13 protein-coding genes are annotated in these 15296 nt (G+C 49.6%); 4 read left to right on the plus strand and 9 right to left on the minus strand.

Translation table 11 applies throughout. From position 1 onward, the window contains the following. Positions 1–2: 2 nt before the first annotated feature. Complete coding sequence (locus HWI92_RS04485) at positions 3–341, minus strand: PadR family transcriptional regulator (protein WP_204660973.1); 339 nt, start codon at positions 339–341, stop codon at positions 3–5. A 296-nt stretch (positions 342–637) separates the two neighbouring features. Next, complete coding sequence (locus HWI92_RS04490) at positions 638–1447, minus strand: YsnF/AvaK domain-containing protein (protein ID WP_204660975.1); 810 nt, start codon at positions 1445–1447, stop codon at positions 638–640. 300 nt (positions 1448–1747) lie between these two features. Here HWI92_RS04490 and HWI92_RS04495 point away from each other — a divergent pair, with 300 nt between their 5' ends. Continuing rightward, positions 1748–1990 (plus strand): hypothetical protein, encoded by a 243-nt coding sequence (locus HWI92_RS04495; protein WP_204660977.1) that lies wholly within the window; start codon positions 1748–1750, stop codon positions 1988–1990. A gap of 7 nt (positions 1991–1997) precedes the next feature. Here HWI92_RS04495 and HWI92_RS04500 read toward each other — a convergent pair whose 3' ends face one another. The 4 genes from HWI92_RS04500 to HWI92_RS04515 all read right to left on the minus strand — a co-directional run bounded on the left by HWI92_RS04500 (position 1998) and on the right by HWI92_RS04515 (position 7651). Continuing rightward, the gene (locus HWI92_RS04500) at positions 1998–2912 is read right to left on the minus strand and encodes a hypothetical protein (protein WP_204660979.1); all 915 of its coding nucleotides are present in this window, start codon (positions 2910–2912) and stop codon (positions 1998–2000) included. A 139-nt stretch (positions 2913–3051) separates the two neighbouring features. Continuing rightward, positions 3052–3996, minus strand: coding sequence for a hypothetical protein (locus HWI92_RS04505; RefSeq protein WP_204660981.1), 945 nt, complete (start codon positions 3994–3996; stop codon positions 3052–3054). Positions 3997–4093: 97 nt separating this feature from the next. Continuing rightward, entirely contained in the window at positions 4094–4591 is a 498-nt protein-coding gene (locus HWI92_RS04510; RefSeq protein ID WP_204660983.1) for a hypothetical protein, read from the minus strand. Positions 4592–5161: 570 nt separating this feature from the next. Next, complete coding sequence (locus HWI92_RS04515; protein ID WP_204660985.1) at positions 5162–7651, minus strand: bifunctional YncE family protein/alkaline phosphatase family protein; 2490 nt, start codon at positions 7649–7651, stop codon at positions 5162–5164. Between the two features lie 340 nt (positions 7652–7991). Between HWI92_RS04515 and HWI92_RS04520 the strand changes: the two genes are divergently transcribed. Next, positions 7992–9251, plus strand: coding sequence for an MFS transporter (locus HWI92_RS04520; RefSeq protein WP_204664262.1), 1260 nt, complete (start codon positions 7992–7994; stop codon positions 9249–9251). 36 nt (positions 9252–9287) lie between these two features. On the opposite strand, the gene HWI92_RS04525 is transcribed toward HWI92_RS04520, so the two are convergent. Further along, on the minus strand, positions 9288–9488 hold the full coding sequence (locus HWI92_RS04525; protein WP_204660987.1) for a helix-turn-helix transcriptional regulator: 201 nt from the start codon (positions 9486–9488) through the stop codon (positions 9288–9290). Then, the gene (locus HWI92_RS04530) at positions 9485–9799 is read right to left on the minus strand and encodes a hypothetical protein (RefSeq protein ID WP_229248890.1); all 315 of its coding nucleotides are present in this window, start codon (positions 9797–9799) and stop codon (positions 9485–9487) included. Before HWI92_RS04530 ends, HWI92_RS04525 begins: the two co-directional genes overlap by 4 nt. A 402-nt stretch (positions 9800–10201) precedes the next feature. Here HWI92_RS04530 and HWI92_RS04535 point away from each other — a divergent pair, with 402 nt between their 5' ends. Both HWI92_RS04535 and HWI92_RS04540 read left to right on the plus strand, forming a co-directional pair. After that, positions 10202–10561, plus strand: coding sequence for a BlaI/MecI/CopY family transcriptional regulator (locus HWI92_RS04535; RefSeq protein ID WP_204660991.1), 360 nt, complete (start codon positions 10202–10204; stop codon positions 10559–10561). A 21-nt stretch (positions 10562–10582) separates the two neighbouring features. Further along, complete coding sequence (locus tag HWI92_RS04540; RefSeq protein WP_204660993.1) at positions 10583–12574, plus strand: M56 family metallopeptidase; 1992 nt, start codon at positions 10583–10585, stop codon at positions 12572–12574. 130 nt (positions 12575–12704) lie between these two features. Here the strand turns inward: HWI92_RS04540 and HWI92_RS04545 are convergent, their stop codons facing one another. Continuing rightward, entirely contained in the window at positions 12705–15149 is a 2445-nt protein-coding gene (locus HWI92_RS04545; protein ID WP_204660995.1) for a PAS domain-containing sensor histidine kinase, read from the minus strand. Between the last annotated feature and the right edge of the window lie 147 nt (positions 15150–15296).

The raw sequence follows: 15296 nt of genomic DNA on the forward strand, positions 1-15296 counted from the left end.
TTTCACAGGCCTAGTAATTTCAATTTTTCTGCCGGAATTTCCTGCCATAGTCCTTCTCGCATTCCCCTGATCTCTGCCAGTGCCTGCGCGCCAGCCGCCGTAATTGCAAACAGGCGTTTGCGCCTGCCGCCCCGCTCACTGGTTGCTCCGCCGACGGACGAGGAAAGAAATCCTTTTTCTTCCAGCCTGTACAACGTGGTGTGCACAGCGCCGATCGAAAAGTCGCGACCGGTATGGACTTTCAGTTGTTGCATCACAGGTACTCCATAAACCTGCTCAGTGCTGGCCGCTACCACAAGGAGTACAAGCTCCTCCAACTCTCCGAGCACCGTTCTTTTCATCTTTTTGGGCGAAGTATATTAGATACTATAAGTTAAATCAAATGGCATGCCGGATGCGTGTACGGAATCTATTTGCCTGATTATCAGTGTTTGGTTAGATAAACCTTGTTCAGAAACGAACAACCGGGCGTTCAGCACTGGACATGGGAAAAGATTGTTAGCCGTGACATTTGTAGTAACTGCACAAAGCAGGGGATGGACTGATTAACTGGTGAGGTAAACCATTTGATAGGCTTTTTTGACAAAAAAAAGAGCCTCAGTACAAACCGAGGCTCTCTTCTTAATTAATAATTATGTTACAGGTCAAGACCTGAACGTCTTAGTTTTTCCTCATCGGTAAGGTCTTCAACGTCCACTTCGGTATGGCGGACGGTATCATTGATGACCTCATCATGCTCCTCAACAGTTTTGCTCAGGCTTACTTCCTGGATCACACGTGCTTCTTTACTTACAACAGGCACTTCGGCATGCTCCCGCACTTCGATTGTTCCTTCCTTGAAAGTATCGAAATCTGATTCGGATGCAACGCGGTCAACAGGTGTGCGGTTGATCGTTACGCGTTCCTGACGAAGGCGAATGCTTTCCTGAACCGGCCGCTCCACGATACGGCTCCGCAGGCGTACGCCGCCTGTTTCCACCTCACGTTTTCCAACCAGCAATTCTTCTTCAATCACAGGCAGGGAAGTAGTAGCATCATCCGAAACGAGCGAAGTGTCCGTTACCGGAGTCGTATAAGCCTGATTGGCCGAGTACGTATCATCGCCTTCATTTACATCGGCAGCTCCATATTGATCCAGGATCGCTGCTGCCGCCTGCGCCTCCGTTACAGTAGCCGCATGTACGGTAACGATTGTACTGCGACGGCCTGCTTCTGTATACCTTCTGGTTTCATCCTCGTCTCCGTCGAAAAGATCTTTAAAGAAGTTACCCACGCGATCGCCCAGGTCTTCATCCCGGTTGCTGGTTAAAGTTTCGGAAGCATCTGCCTGGTATGATGCCGTTTTCACATCTACATCTGCATCGGAAAAACCATTTGCCAGCAAATAAGCCTGCGCTTTCTGCGCGTCGCTCTCATACTCGAAAATTCCTACTACGGTGTTTGACATGGTTCAGTTTGTTTGTTGATTGGCCTCTCACGTGTAAAGATCCGTGCCTGAGGGCATCATCAAAAAGAACTTTCTCCAATCAACCTATGGAAATAATAGATTGATTTTGCAACGATCCGCCAGCCCTGCGTGCAGGCGGCGAATAACCCGTAGACGAGCTTTATTGATGAAATTGTTTCTTAACGAATTCATAACATTCCGGCAGAGCCATAAGGCACAGAAATTGCTCCTGAATGCGATTTTGTTACCAGGTACCTCAATCATTCCAGCATTGCCTAACATTCAAATGATCATTCATCCATGGAAAATACACGCGTTGAACCTGCCGCCGGTTCGGTAAACCCGGCTGCTGACGTCGCAAATGCCGGTAGTGCACGCCAGAGAATATCCCTCGGGGTTGTCAATAAAACGGCTGTGTTACTGGTGAGAAAAGTTATCAAAAACCGGTCAGAAAAGCGGAGAAAAGCGCCTATTCCGGATACTTCCCTGCCGAAAAGCCTCTTGCTGCTCGTCACGCCCGAGCGCGAGGACCTTTCGCTCTGATACGGCATCAGGATGCTGCAAACGGAACAATCTCGACCGTCACTTTGAAGAGATCGACCTTGAAAAAGCATTGGTAGTCGCCCTCATTTTCCCGGCCTGCATTTAAAACAAGGTTATATTCATTGTTGCCATGCTTTCCGATGATGGCGGGCGCCTTCCATTCTTTCAGGTCGGCCTTGTTATCAAAAAGTACCGTCGCCGTTTTCTCAATTTCGTCATCACCCATACCGAACAGGGCAGCGGCTCCCTCGGGAATCCACCCCAGGAGGATATCCCGGGACCATTCGGGTAAAACATGGCTTCCCGTGTCAGTGCCGGTAAGCTCGCCGGCTACCGCATCGAATTTTTCCTCGATACTTTCAAATACCTTCCGGACCTTCGCTTCGGCCTCTTCGGGACTTCCCTGATCCTGCTCCATGGCCACGATCCCCAGTACCACGGGCGGGGTCACCATATCTCCCACAGAAATGATATTTACCGCTTCAAACCGGTGTTCACCTTCGTTTACTTTGCTGTAAGGCCCCATTCTGATCGTATTTGAACCATTTGCACCTGCAACGCTCAGGATGAAATATGGCTCATCCGAGCCCGACCATTCATCGGATTCTTCATTGCAGTGGAAGCCGACGAACCGGACCTGGGCAACCGTCACCTCCTCGCTTCCCTGGGGTGTATCCGAAGTAAAATACAACTGTCCGCCGGCATAATCGCGGTAGGCCTTTTGCCCCTCGAAAATCACGTCGCTGATTGGGAATCCGAGCGGTCCGCGGAATGATTTATTATTGTTGTAAAGAATGTTGATCGCTGCAATCTGGGATTGTTTTCGCAGGGATTGTTCCGGCGAGCCTGTTTTTTCAAACATCTTTCGCGTGGACGATATACCCAGCTTGTCCAGAACACTGGACACTGCAATAGTTGCCATAGCTGATTCATTTAGATGATGATGATCAATTGTACCGGTATTGGCCGCTGACTTGCTCCGGCTTATTGGCGCGCTGCTGTCACTTTCGCATTGAATAAGAATGCGCGACAATATTGGTGGGATGTTAAGAATGAATGGTTTAGATAAACTCCGGCTGGTCCGCTGTGAAGGACTTGATGTAAATGTCGTCCTTCGCGACGGGTTCGTTTTCCAGCAGCACGGCATGGATCTGAACCCTTTTGCCGCCCCTTGTCACATCGGCATAGCAACATCCTTCGAGTTCCTGCCTTCCTTCCAGCGTGGTTACGGGTATGGTGTTCAGCAGCTTTCCATTGAGCGGTGAATACGAATAGATGTACTGGTGTCCCTTCGCCTGGTCCAGAATTCCACCCTGGCCCGACGAAATGTAAAGGTGATTGTTGGGAGACCAGAATCCGCCTTGTGCATAGCAGCCATCCTGGATCGGCGGGTCCAGCAGTAACGTCTTGCCTTCTAAGTACATGCCAGTTTCGAGGGAATGTAAATACACTTTGGAAATGTCTTTTTCGCCTCCGGAAGTCACAACCACCTGTTGTTCAAAATCAATGGCCAGCATGCCCACTCTTCCATGAACCAGGCCAAGCGGGATCCACCTTACGAAACTCAGATTGGACAATCCGTCGCCACGAAATTCCATAATATGTCCACCCGTAGTTCCATCCCAATGGTCAATATAAATGCTTTGCCCATTGATGAGTATGGATCCAAAATGGTAAAATTCAAAGCCCGGAATTGATGGTTTCGGAACGGAGGAAAGATTATAGCTTTTAACAATACTTTTCCCATTAAAAACCAGTAATCGTGGACTATCTGCCTTGTTGGAAACCAGGTACCAGTGGTTATTGGCAGCTGCACATCCCTGGATTTCGTCGGTCCAGTCTTTGTCAAGTTCCACACCTGGAATATCCTCCCATATTTTACCCGGAAAGTCCATAGACCTGTTTAGCATCTTGAAACTCCGGGGTGCCAGAAAGAACTTGCTGTATTGAACTACATCCTGTGGATGATACCCGATTTTAGCCAATTGTTGCTTGTATGAATACATAAAAAGTGCGTCTGAAGGTGACGAAAAATCATCTGCCTGCCGGTAAATACAGGTTCTTGTTAGACTACCGGAAATTAATATACGTTACCGGAGTTTTTTAATGTCCGATAACAATTGGCGAAACAATGCCAACCTTGCTTTCTACGGCGCGCAGCCGCTCTGTCAGTTTTGCGAGTTTGTCTTCCAGTTCATCAATGGTCTTTACTAAATCCATTTCCCGTTCAACAATCCTCGGCTGAGCTCCTTTTCCGATCAGCACAGGAACCTTATCCTCCCACCGGAATAATATGCCGTTCTGGCCGCCAGGATGCGAATTAATGATGATCTTATTGGTAACAACGGTTTCGGTATCGGCAGTTTTGGCGGAGAGGGTACCGGGCGCCGCGATGAGTGCCAGGTCTCCGGCGCCGTCCTGCCATAACCTGATTTTTCCCTGGTCTCCATATAAAACATAGCGTTTCTCGGGGTTGCTCCGGTCATGAAAAGCCAGTCCGGCAATCGGGCCGTTTACTGTGGGTTCCTGGTCGGTGGCGGTGAATGCTACACGGCCGGATAATTGCACGGATTGTTCGTCAATAATGATGTCTGCAGTCATTTTGTAAATGGTTTTAGAAGTATGTAAAATAGTTAATCAAATACAAGATTTATTTTAATTAATGCAGTAAAATTTCACTGGAAAGCAGCCAAGAAAAAGGCATGATAATTCCTTCATCAATACCAATTTTAATGGTTAATACGTAATGGTTAAACCTGATTAATTAGCTCTTATTGTGGAAGTAAATCCTATTAAGTTAGGAAAATCATATTTATAAAATAGTAACTATATAATGATATTTATAGGTCAATAATTACATTGATTAATAAGTCAAAATTAACAGGTAGTTTCTTATTTTAACAGCGTAGATATACCCGATTTAAATGCCGGTAAATCAATCCGGAATGCGTAGTGCAAATGAAAGTGTAAAGCAGTTTGGGACTGCCTGTTTATTTCATGTTTAAAGCACATTGTTAAATAATCCGGATTTAATCGGCTATGGTCACAGATGCAATTGCAGTAGCCTAGGCAGCGTAGGGGAGGATAAAACAAAAATGGCCTTTCGAGTGGAAGCTCAAAAGGCCATTTTTTCATTCATATACATTGAAACGACTTGCGCCGCCAAAGTCATTATTCATCGTCGTCGTCGTCATCATCATCGCCTCCTTTTTTAAGCTTTACGAAAGCGCCACGGCGGGGGGCGGGCATCACGCTTTGTTCACCCCGCACTGTCTGCCACACAATTTCACTGAAAATGAGGTCATCAATTGCGTCAGGGACCGTCAGGTCAAACTGGTCTGAACGCCGGGAATTTGCATTGATCGCCACATTCTGCGTAAGATCCACGCCTGCTTTTCTGGAAATAAATGGAGCCGGATCGGGTTTGTGATTGAAACATCTCCACATGGGCGTGGCTGCGGCATCGTACTGGCTCATGGGTTTGAGGCCCAAGATCAGCTCCATGGTACGAAGCATGCCCGAAGTCGAATACATGGTATGGTCTACAAAACCCCTTTTAACAAAACCCCCGGCAACAAATGCAATAGACCGGTGTGCATCGACATGATCCGGTCCATTCTGGGCATCGTCTTCCAGGATAAACACCACGGATTCATTCCATACCTTACTCTTTGAAAGATGCTCCACGAAGCGGCCCACGGCAAGGTCATTGTCCGCCACAGCTGCAAAGGGAGTGGGTTTGCCGACGCTGGCACCCGATGTATGGTCGTTACCGAATCGTACCGTATTCAGTTTCGGAAGCTTGCCGGCTGCCAACAGTTCGTCAAAATCCTTCTCCCAGGCAGCTTCCCTGTCAATGTCCATATAACTGAGATCGTATCCCTCAAATGCCGGACAATATTTGCCTTCCAATGCCTTGATATTGGGCTTGCCATCATCGGCAAACCAGCCGTAGCTCCTGTAGGGAATACCGGCACGCTGCGCATGGTCCCAGATAAAGCCGTCCCTTGGGTGTGCAATTTCTTTTTGTCCTTCAAAATCATAGGTACCGCCCCGGCCTCCGTAGCTGGTGACCCAGTTTTTCTCAACATAATCATTGGCATACGCAGCCGAAGACCAGTTATGACCGTCAGCACTTACCTCCGCATCGACATAAAAATTATCAAGCAGGACAAACTCCCGCGCCAGCGCGTGCTGGTTGGGCGTCACCTTTTCAGGAAACAAACAGAGGGACGCATCCCCGTTTCCCTCCTTCATATCCCCGAGGACCTGGTCGTAGGTGCGGTTTTCCTTGATGATGTAAAACACGTATTTGATCGGAGATTTGTCTCCTACCTTCATCGGAATGGGATTACCGGCCTCACCCTCTGCATGGAGCTCCTTCTTTTTAGAATAGGGCGTATTGGCATACACCAGGCGTGAGTAAGCCGAAAGGCGCTCCGGCGAGGGTACATCGATCATGGATAAGGTACCTTTGAACAAGCCGCCGATATATTGTTCCCTGCCTGTGTAGGCCTGTGGATTGGGGCCTACCTGCTGCGGCACTTTCGACAAATTAGGGTTAGGTCCTTTCGGATTGGACCTCGACGAAAAACCTTTTCCATTGGTAACAAAAATCCTGGAACCCACCAGTTTTACGGCCGTCGGATACCAGCCGGTCGGGATAAATCCTGCCGAGCGGCTGCGCCCTTTAGTTTCTACGTCAAACACTGCCAGGCAGTTGTTGTCCGCATTCGCAATGTAGAGCGTCTTTTCGTCCTCACTGAGTGCCAGACCGTTGGGTGTTGTGCCTACCGGCGCATCAGGGAACAGGGAGGTCGTCAATGTTTCGGAAACCTGGCGTTTGGACAGGTCGATCACCGCCACCGTATTGTCATTTCCATTGGCCACGTACAGAAATTTACTATCGCTGGTAAGCAGCAGGTCATTCGGGTTTTTGTCGGTAGCAATCTCTGCCGCAATTTTCTGTGTTTCCGTATTTACAATCGCCACCCGGGAGCCGCCCCACAGCGACACGTACAGTTCTTGTTTATTGCCGGACAGCACGCATGTGTATGCCGCAGCGCCCAGGTTGAGCTTGCTGATGGTTTTTCTGGTACGGGTATCACAAATGTACAGCGAGCTGTCTTCCTTGGTCACCACGTAAATCCGCCCCTGTGCATCGTCAACCGCAATGCCTGTGGGTGATATTTTGACCGGCCAGGGTTTGCCCAGCACAATGGGCTCAGCCGCGACAAGCTGCCGGTTTCCAATCTCGAATACAAGAATCTTATTGTCGTTGCCGCCCGATGCATACAGCCTCTGCTCATCCTGGCTGAAGGCCAGTCCCAGGTACGACTTAGCGACGCGGGCCGTATCAAGAATTTTTTCGGTAGCAGCGTCTATCAAAGTAATGCTCTGGGTACTTTGCCCATTGTTGGTCACAGCCAGGTATTTTTTTGAGGGAGATACCACCAGGTTCAGGGGTAGGTCGTCCAGCTCAAGACTGCTTCCTACGGGTGTCAGCGACCATCCATTGGGCAGGCCGATGCGCTTCGCTGAAAGCGCCTGGTAAACCGACGCTTCTTCCGATGGTCCGCCGGTACCCGCATGCTTTTTACATCCGAGCATAAAAACACCTGCAAGCAGCAGCCATAATCCGGTTTGTAGTTTTTGTTTCATGGTAAAAGGCAGTTAAGGTCCAGTTGGTAGCCGGGGAACAGGTTTGCGGGCCAGCCTGTAAGAAATTGTGCGGGTCAAATCTAGTGCTTCACGGCTCGCGAAAACGCAATCATAAGTTAAGGAATTGTTAAGTCAGTACGGCTGCTATGCGCAGCAAGGCTGTTATTTGCAGGGGCGCCGGGTGCATCAGCTTTTGGTAAACGTTCCCAGGTAAAGGTGCGGCAGGCCTGAGTAGAAATGTGCTCAGGCCCCACTTCTGACGGAGAATTCAGGGTAATCAAAACAGGCTCGTTCCATCAGATCGTTAATAGTACTTCCCGTATTAAAGGAGAGCAGGTCCCTGCGCTACTTCACCTTCTTTTACTTGTATATCATGCAGGGCATTCCTTCGGGATTTGCCCTCACCGCTGTTGCCAATCATCTGACCGCCAAGGGACTGTCGTCTTATTCGGTCGGGTCATTTGTTGCCATTGTCGGGCTTCCGTGGGTGCTTCAGTTTGTCTGGGGACCGGTGATCGACCGCTTTCAGTTTTCAGTGATCGGTCACCGTAAACACTGGGTACTGCTGACGCAGGTGGTTGCATTCCTGGCTTCACTCGGACTTCTCCTGATTTCTGATCCGGTCAGGCAGGTATCGCTGCTGTCTGTTTTATTCTTTGTGCACAGCATCTTCGCAAGTGTTCAGGATGCCAGTGTGGATGCGATCGCCATTTCCATCGTACCTGTGCAGGAGAGGGGCCGGGTCAATGCATTCATGCGCGGAGGGTACCTGCTGGGTATCGCTGCGGGTTCGGCAGGGTTGTCAACAATATTATACAGCTACAACTTTTTCTATGCGGCTGCAACCCAGTCCGCCTTGCTCCTTTTTTTTACCGCATTGACTTTCCTGATCAAACTGGACAGATCCGACCAATACCTGCCTTCACGGGATACTATCAGAAAAAAGAGGGTTGAAAAAAACACGGATAATCCTGATCTGAAATGGTTATTTACCGAGCTGTACAAAGCGATTTTTGAAAGAAGCAGCATCCGAATTTTTCTTCAGATTGCATTGGTATATGGCTGTATCAGCATCTTTGTCCGCGCATTTTCCTACCATCTCATACATCACCTGCACTGGAACGATCGGTCGGTTTCGGTTTTGCAGGGTGGATGGGGCGTGGCGGCTACGCTGATCGTCACCCTCTCAGGCGGCTATCTTGCGGACAAATTAGGCGCTGCCAGGTTACAGCACAAAGTGATGGCGGTGATCGCCATATTCCTGCTTGTATTTTCCATACTGAGTCAGTTTTGGGTATTGAAAGCCGTGAGTATCACGGGGTTGCTGCTCTTCAATTTTGCAGACCCTATGTTCAGTGTAGCGGCCATGCCCGTGCTGATGCTGCTTTGCCGGAAGAAAATAGAGGGCTCCCAGTTTACCACCTATATGGCACTGGTTAATTTTTGTGATGTGATCGGCTCCTATTTTTCGGGGTGGGCCATGACATTCATCGATGCATCCACCATCGGTTTTGCATGCGGAATTGTGATTATATCCGTCATCATTTCCAAAAGGTATTTCAGGAGCAGGACCATGGAATCTTTGAAAGGTGAAGCCTAGCAGCTTTGCCAACAGCTTTTCACAAGATGCATTCTCTTAATCCGTATCCTCCAACTGGAAAATATCTTCCGTGGCCATCGCGAATGCACGTGCCAGCTTCAAAGCCAGCGTCGTGGAAGGAATATACCGGCCGGTCTCTATGGAATTGATCGTTTGCCTGCTTACCCCGACTTTTTCCGCCAATTCAGCTTGGGACAGATTATGCTCTGCCCGGGCCACTTTAAGCCTGTTTTTCATGCCACCGGATCCTTTCCTATCCGGTAGACCGTCCACCTGAAAACGATAATGAAAACCAGGAGAATGGTGAACATATTTACAATCAGCACATTTACAAAGTCGAGAAAGTAAAACAGGAGCGAGCAGACGGCGAGCAGGAAGTAGTTTACATAGATGCTCCACTGCAAGGCCTGCAGCCTGAGCTTCTGGATCATTTCGTCTTCCTGCCTCTCCCTTGAAAAAGCGACAAAGATGAGACCTGCGATGGTTCCGATGATGAAAATATTGACAAGTACATCGTCGTAAGCATGCAGGTATCGGCCCTCGTCCATATACGCCTGAACAGGTTTTAGCTGCAGAGTGACAAAGCAAAGCGACAGAATTACCAGAAGAACAAAGCCCACCTTTCTGTAAGCATACGGAAATAACCAATCCTGTTTTCGCATCTGAGATGTTATTAAATGTCTCCTCAAATGTAAAGTTAGCTTTACAAAAAAGCAAGTGTGCTTATTATCTTAGCTTGAAAATTTTTCCCGGACATGCGCTTTGATTTTTCCATCCCTGAATATGTCAGAGAAAACATTGATCAGTTCAGGCGGGTGTTGCCCATTCACTTTTCATTCCTTTTCTCAGTAAGGTATTTGCAGTTAAAATCAGATAGTTAAAATAAAATCAGGTACTTGTTGCATTATCTACGAAAGATTCGTAGTATTATGTGAAATTCGTAATAGATCATGGAAAAGTTGACTGCACAAGAAGAAGAAGCCATGCTGGCGGTATGGAAATCCGGCGAGGGGCATGTAAAAACATTCATGGCTGCCATGGAGCCGCCGGTACCTGCTTATACCACGGTGGCCTCGACCGTCAAGAACCTCGAAAAGAAAGGCTACCTCCAAAGCAGGCTTATCGGGAATACCTACCTCTACGCACCTGTGGTAACCGAAGAGGCTTATAAACAGAAGTTTATGGGCAATGTAGTGAAAGACTATTTTGCAAACTCCTACAAGGATCTGGTGAGTTTTTTCGTGGAGAAAAACAAGATTTCTGCCGACGAGCTGAAAGAGATCATCCGTATGATCGAAGATAAAAAGTAACGCCTTCAACCACCTGCCGCCATGATGCCATTCACCGAGTACCTTGTTAAAGTTTCGCTGGGCTTCGTTGTCGTGAGCCTGCTGTATGTGCTTGTACTGAGAAGGTTAACCTTTTATAGCTGGAACCGCTTTTACCTGCTGGCTGCCTCTGCATTGTGCTTTTTCATCCCTTTTTTTGATGTCAGTCCCATGCTCAACCGCCTGGACAGCTACTCCGGGCAGGAGATTGTGCAGCAGGTTCCCAGCGTAAGCCGCGTTTTGCCCAATCCGGTAACACCGGCTATGACCATGAGCGAAACGCCGCATGCGCAGCTCCGGGTAGCGCCTGAGCAGCACCCTGTAGACTGGTTGCTGATCGTGTGGGGGGTCGGAGTGGCGGCTATGCTCGTCAGGCTGATGGTACGTATCTTATCCATGGCGCGCATCATGCGCCGTGCACAGCTGGCGTACCACGATGGCGTACGCATTTATCACCTGGATCAGGACATCAGCCCGTTTTCATTTGGTAAAGCTGTGTTTTATAATCCTGCATTGCACCGGGACGATGACCTGCCGGACATCATGCTGCATGAGCTCGTGCATGTTCGCCAGCACCATACTTTTGATGTCATCTGGGGGGAACTGCTTTGTATGATCAACTGGTTTAACCCGCTTGTATGGCTGCTTTCGTATGGGATGCGGCAGAACCTGGAATATATCGCTGACCGGGAAGTGCTCGAAAGCCATCCGGACTCCAAAGCCTACCAATACCTGCTGCTCAAAACCACCCTGCGCGCCGACCTGAGCCTTGCCAATCAGTTTGGCTATCCTTCGCTTAAAAAACGCATTGCCATGATGAACCGTAAACGAAGCCCGCGTTTGGCGCTGGTAAGTTTCCTGCTCCTGCTGCCGCTGACCGCCTTGTTGCTCGCGGCATTCAGGCCGGAGCTGCCCACGTCTCCCCGCCAGCAGGCATCCTACCCGATAACCGGTAGCAGGCAGGGCTGGCATGCGGGGGATGCCGTGCTCATTTCGGGACTGATCCTGGACAACCTAACCGGCAAGCCCATTACCAATATGGCATTGACCATGGAGCGGCAGAAAATCGCACCAACTTCCACCGGCAACATCATTTTCGCGGACGGAGTAGCTGAAACCATCGGTACCATTTATACCGATAAAGACGGGTTTTTCTTCAAATCTATACAGAGAGACAGCCTGGACAAAGACCTGTACAGCTATGCCTTCGGTCATAAAGGTACTCTGTACAAGGAATTTAGCTTTGATGCAGGTCACCAGTTAATGGATCAGGCCTACATGGCGTTCCCTGTCGTTTTTGCACAGAAGAAAGATACGCCTGCCAATAAAAGAAGCTTGTACTGGGCAAACCTGCAACATTTTCAGGTACAAAGTCGCAGTCAGGATCTCGCGGCAGCGCTTAAAAGCTACCTGTACGCGGAGCTTCCGCCGCTTCTGGCAGAAAACAAGCTTCGTACCGAATTTAAGCTCCGCTATAAATTTCCAAAGAACGTCATTACCCGATTTCGCGACGGGTATTTCGACCGGAACCGGGAGCTGATGGGGTATGTCGGAAAGCTGCAGTTTTATCTCAATGGTAAAAAGGCGAGCTATCAGGAAGTCAATGAGGCATTCCGCGGCTATCCCTACCAGCTCGGTGTGGGTCACGAACACAGGCAGAACTCCGCCGACCTGAACACGAAAATTGCCTATCTTACTTTTCCGCTTTACAGAGATACTCCTCCGCCCGCGCTGGTGAAGGGCAATGTGGAGATCATCAATGTTGACCATTTTGATCCGGCAAAACTAAAGAATGCAGCCTATATGCTGGATGGATTCCGCCAGGTAGCCGGGGTAGGGAGTAACCTGATGCCGCAGAAAGACGAGATCCGGAGCGTGGTTTTAATGAAAGGCAAGCTGGCCAGATACTATGATCGTGCTCAGGATACCATCTGGTGGGTGGAAACCCGCCCGGCTGCCGAGGTATTCGGGCGGCCTGACTTCGCGACACGGTGACGCTGACATTACGCGCCGAAAATTGCCATGCGGTACAGCACGAGCCCGAAACCAGCTGGCAATGTGCCTGAGCCTGATCCGGAGTTACGGCAAATGGACATCAAATGAAAGGAGGTTTTACCTGCCTGCTTTATTCGTGCACATCCATGTCCTCAGCCGGGAAGTATACATGAAAGGTCGATCCATGCCCGATTTGGCTGGTGGCGCTGATGAGTCCGTGATGATTGGCAACAACCCGTTCGCAAATGGCCAGCCCGATGCCCGTACCGTGGTACTCGCTTCTGCCGTGGAGCCGCTGGAAAACCTGGAAAATCCGGTCCAGGTATATCTCATCAAACCCGATTCCATTATCCGCAATGCTGATGCGGTGGTAAGCACGGCCGGGGTTGACAAGCCTCAGATTTGCAGGAACATCCTCACCTGTAACCTGCATGGAGCTGATGATCACCCTCGGAGAAAGCGCCAGACCATCGTCCTGAACCTTGTGAAATTTGATTGCATTGCTGATAACGTTCTGAAAGAGCTGCCTGAGCTGTGATGCGTCACCCTTTATGGAGGGCAGCTCACCAACATCAACAACCGCCGCCGTTTCGGTAACCTGTATTTCGAGATCTGAAACTACCTGGTCCACCAGCTTGGTCAATGCGACCGGCTGCATGGGCTGGTTACTGTTCGACACCCGCGAAAATGCCAGCAGGTCGCTGATCAGGGTCGACATCCGCCCGGCGGCGGTGGTCATTCTTTTCAGGTAATCCCGGGCCTTCGCCGATGCATTTTCATTTTCAATTTCCAGTCGACTGGCAAACTGCTGTATTTTTCTCAACGGTTCCTGCAGATCGTGGGAAGCTACGTAGGCGAAGCGGTGAAGATCTTCATTTGATCTTTTTAACTGAAGATTTGCCTGCTGCATGCGCTCACTGCCTGCCGCAAGTTTCCGGTTACTTTCGTCGAGCTGGTGCGTCCGGTCCTGTACCTGAACTTCCAGCGACCGTTGCAAGTCCCGGTAAATGGTAATATCCTGCGCAATGCCCGCAATGCTTTGGGCCTTTCCATCGGCATCGTAGTAGGTTTGTCCAAGCGAATGGATGATCTGTTCCTTGCCGGTACTGGCATTCACAATGGTGTATTCGGCATCGAATTTTCCGCTGCTGCCCGCCTTCTGCGCTTCAAAAAAAGCTTTTGATAGTTGTACCTTATCTCCGTCAACAACGTGGCTGATGGACTCTTCGAGCGTCATATTCTCGGCTGTGACGCCGAACATATCCAGGTGGCGGCGGGAAAATGTGGTTTGAAAAGAAGCAATATCCATCGTCCAGGTGCCCAGCTGTGCAATTTCGAGCGCGTCCAGCAACGTATGCTCGCGTTGTTCAAGCAAATGCTGGTACTGTTTCCTGTCCGTAATATCCGGACTGATCGTGGCCAGGATGGATGGAAAGCCGGGGTAGGGTTCATCAATGACCATCACGTTCCACTCCACCCAGAAAGGCTCACCGGTGATTTCATTATACAGCCTGATTTCCGCTGTACCACCTTTTTGGGCAATCAGTTCAGGAATCATTTTTGTTACGCGCGCACGGTCGTCAGGATAAATAGCGTCAATTAAGGTACGGCCTTTGCCGGTCTGCCAGCCCAGTCTCCTGAGCGTATACGGATTGTTATACATGGGTTCCGGCATCGGCTCCACCATACTGATCCCGATGATCAGTTCGCATCGGTCCAGTACCGCGGTCTTCATCAGATTTTCGAACTGGCTGTGCTTGAGTTGGTCAATGTCCGTCAGCGTGATAATGCAGCCTCCGGAATTTCCGTCTCGGCGCGACCAGGGAACTACGTGCAGCTGAAACCATTTGCCGGCCGGGCCTGTCTGCATCCTGATTTCGCAGGGTGATGTCGGCAGACCAGCCAGCGATTGAGCCACAGCTTCTTCTACCATGGATAGATCGGCGGGATTTATCAGATCCATCCACCCGTGGGCTATAACCCCGGTGAACGTCCTGCCCGTCGCAGCGGTCCAGGCATTGTTGACATAAAACGGACTCCCCAGGGAATCACTGAAGATGATCAGTACGTCCGTGCTTTCTGTCAATGCCCGAAAGTCCACTTCTTTTTCGAGTGCAGCAATGCTGTCCAGGAGTTCATTGCCGGCAGCAACTTTACCATCAGAAAAGTCGGGTTTGTTCCAATCCCGTACGCCGGTACCCGCTCGCAGATCATCACGCTCACCCAAAGTCAGCATATCCAGTGTCCAGGTAAATTGCTGGTCCAGGTCGGTTATTTCTGCAAAAAGCCGCTTGGCTTCGGGCGTGTCTTTTCGTGCAAGACTCTGAACAATAGCTCCCGCAAGAGCATACATATTGGAATGTACCTCTTCCAGGCGGATCAGCTCCGGCTTATCAGGGTAAGTCGCCAGGGCATATGCATACAGCCAGGGACCCAGTCCGCAGGCGTATTTGGATGTTGAAAAATCAGGAGAAAACGTAAAATCCGGACTGTGTATTTGTGCTTCCAGCGCTTGAAGAAACGCTGCATGGTTTGCTCTTGCCTGGGTCAAACCGGCAATTTCTATCGTGATCAATGGGTTAACATTTTGCGTAGGCAGTAAGGTAGCAAATTTGCTCCTCCCTGAAAAATAACTTTAAAGCCAAAAACGGTTACATACTGGCTGTTGCAGTATGCCTTTTTCAGCATAAGCCCTGTACAGCAATCAGGGCAGCTTAGCGCG

It is taken from the genome of Dyadobacter sandarakinus (assembly GCF_016894445.1).
Lineage (GTDB): Bacteria > Bacteroidota > Bacteroidia > Cytophagales > Spirosomataceae > Dyadobacter > Dyadobacter sandarakinus.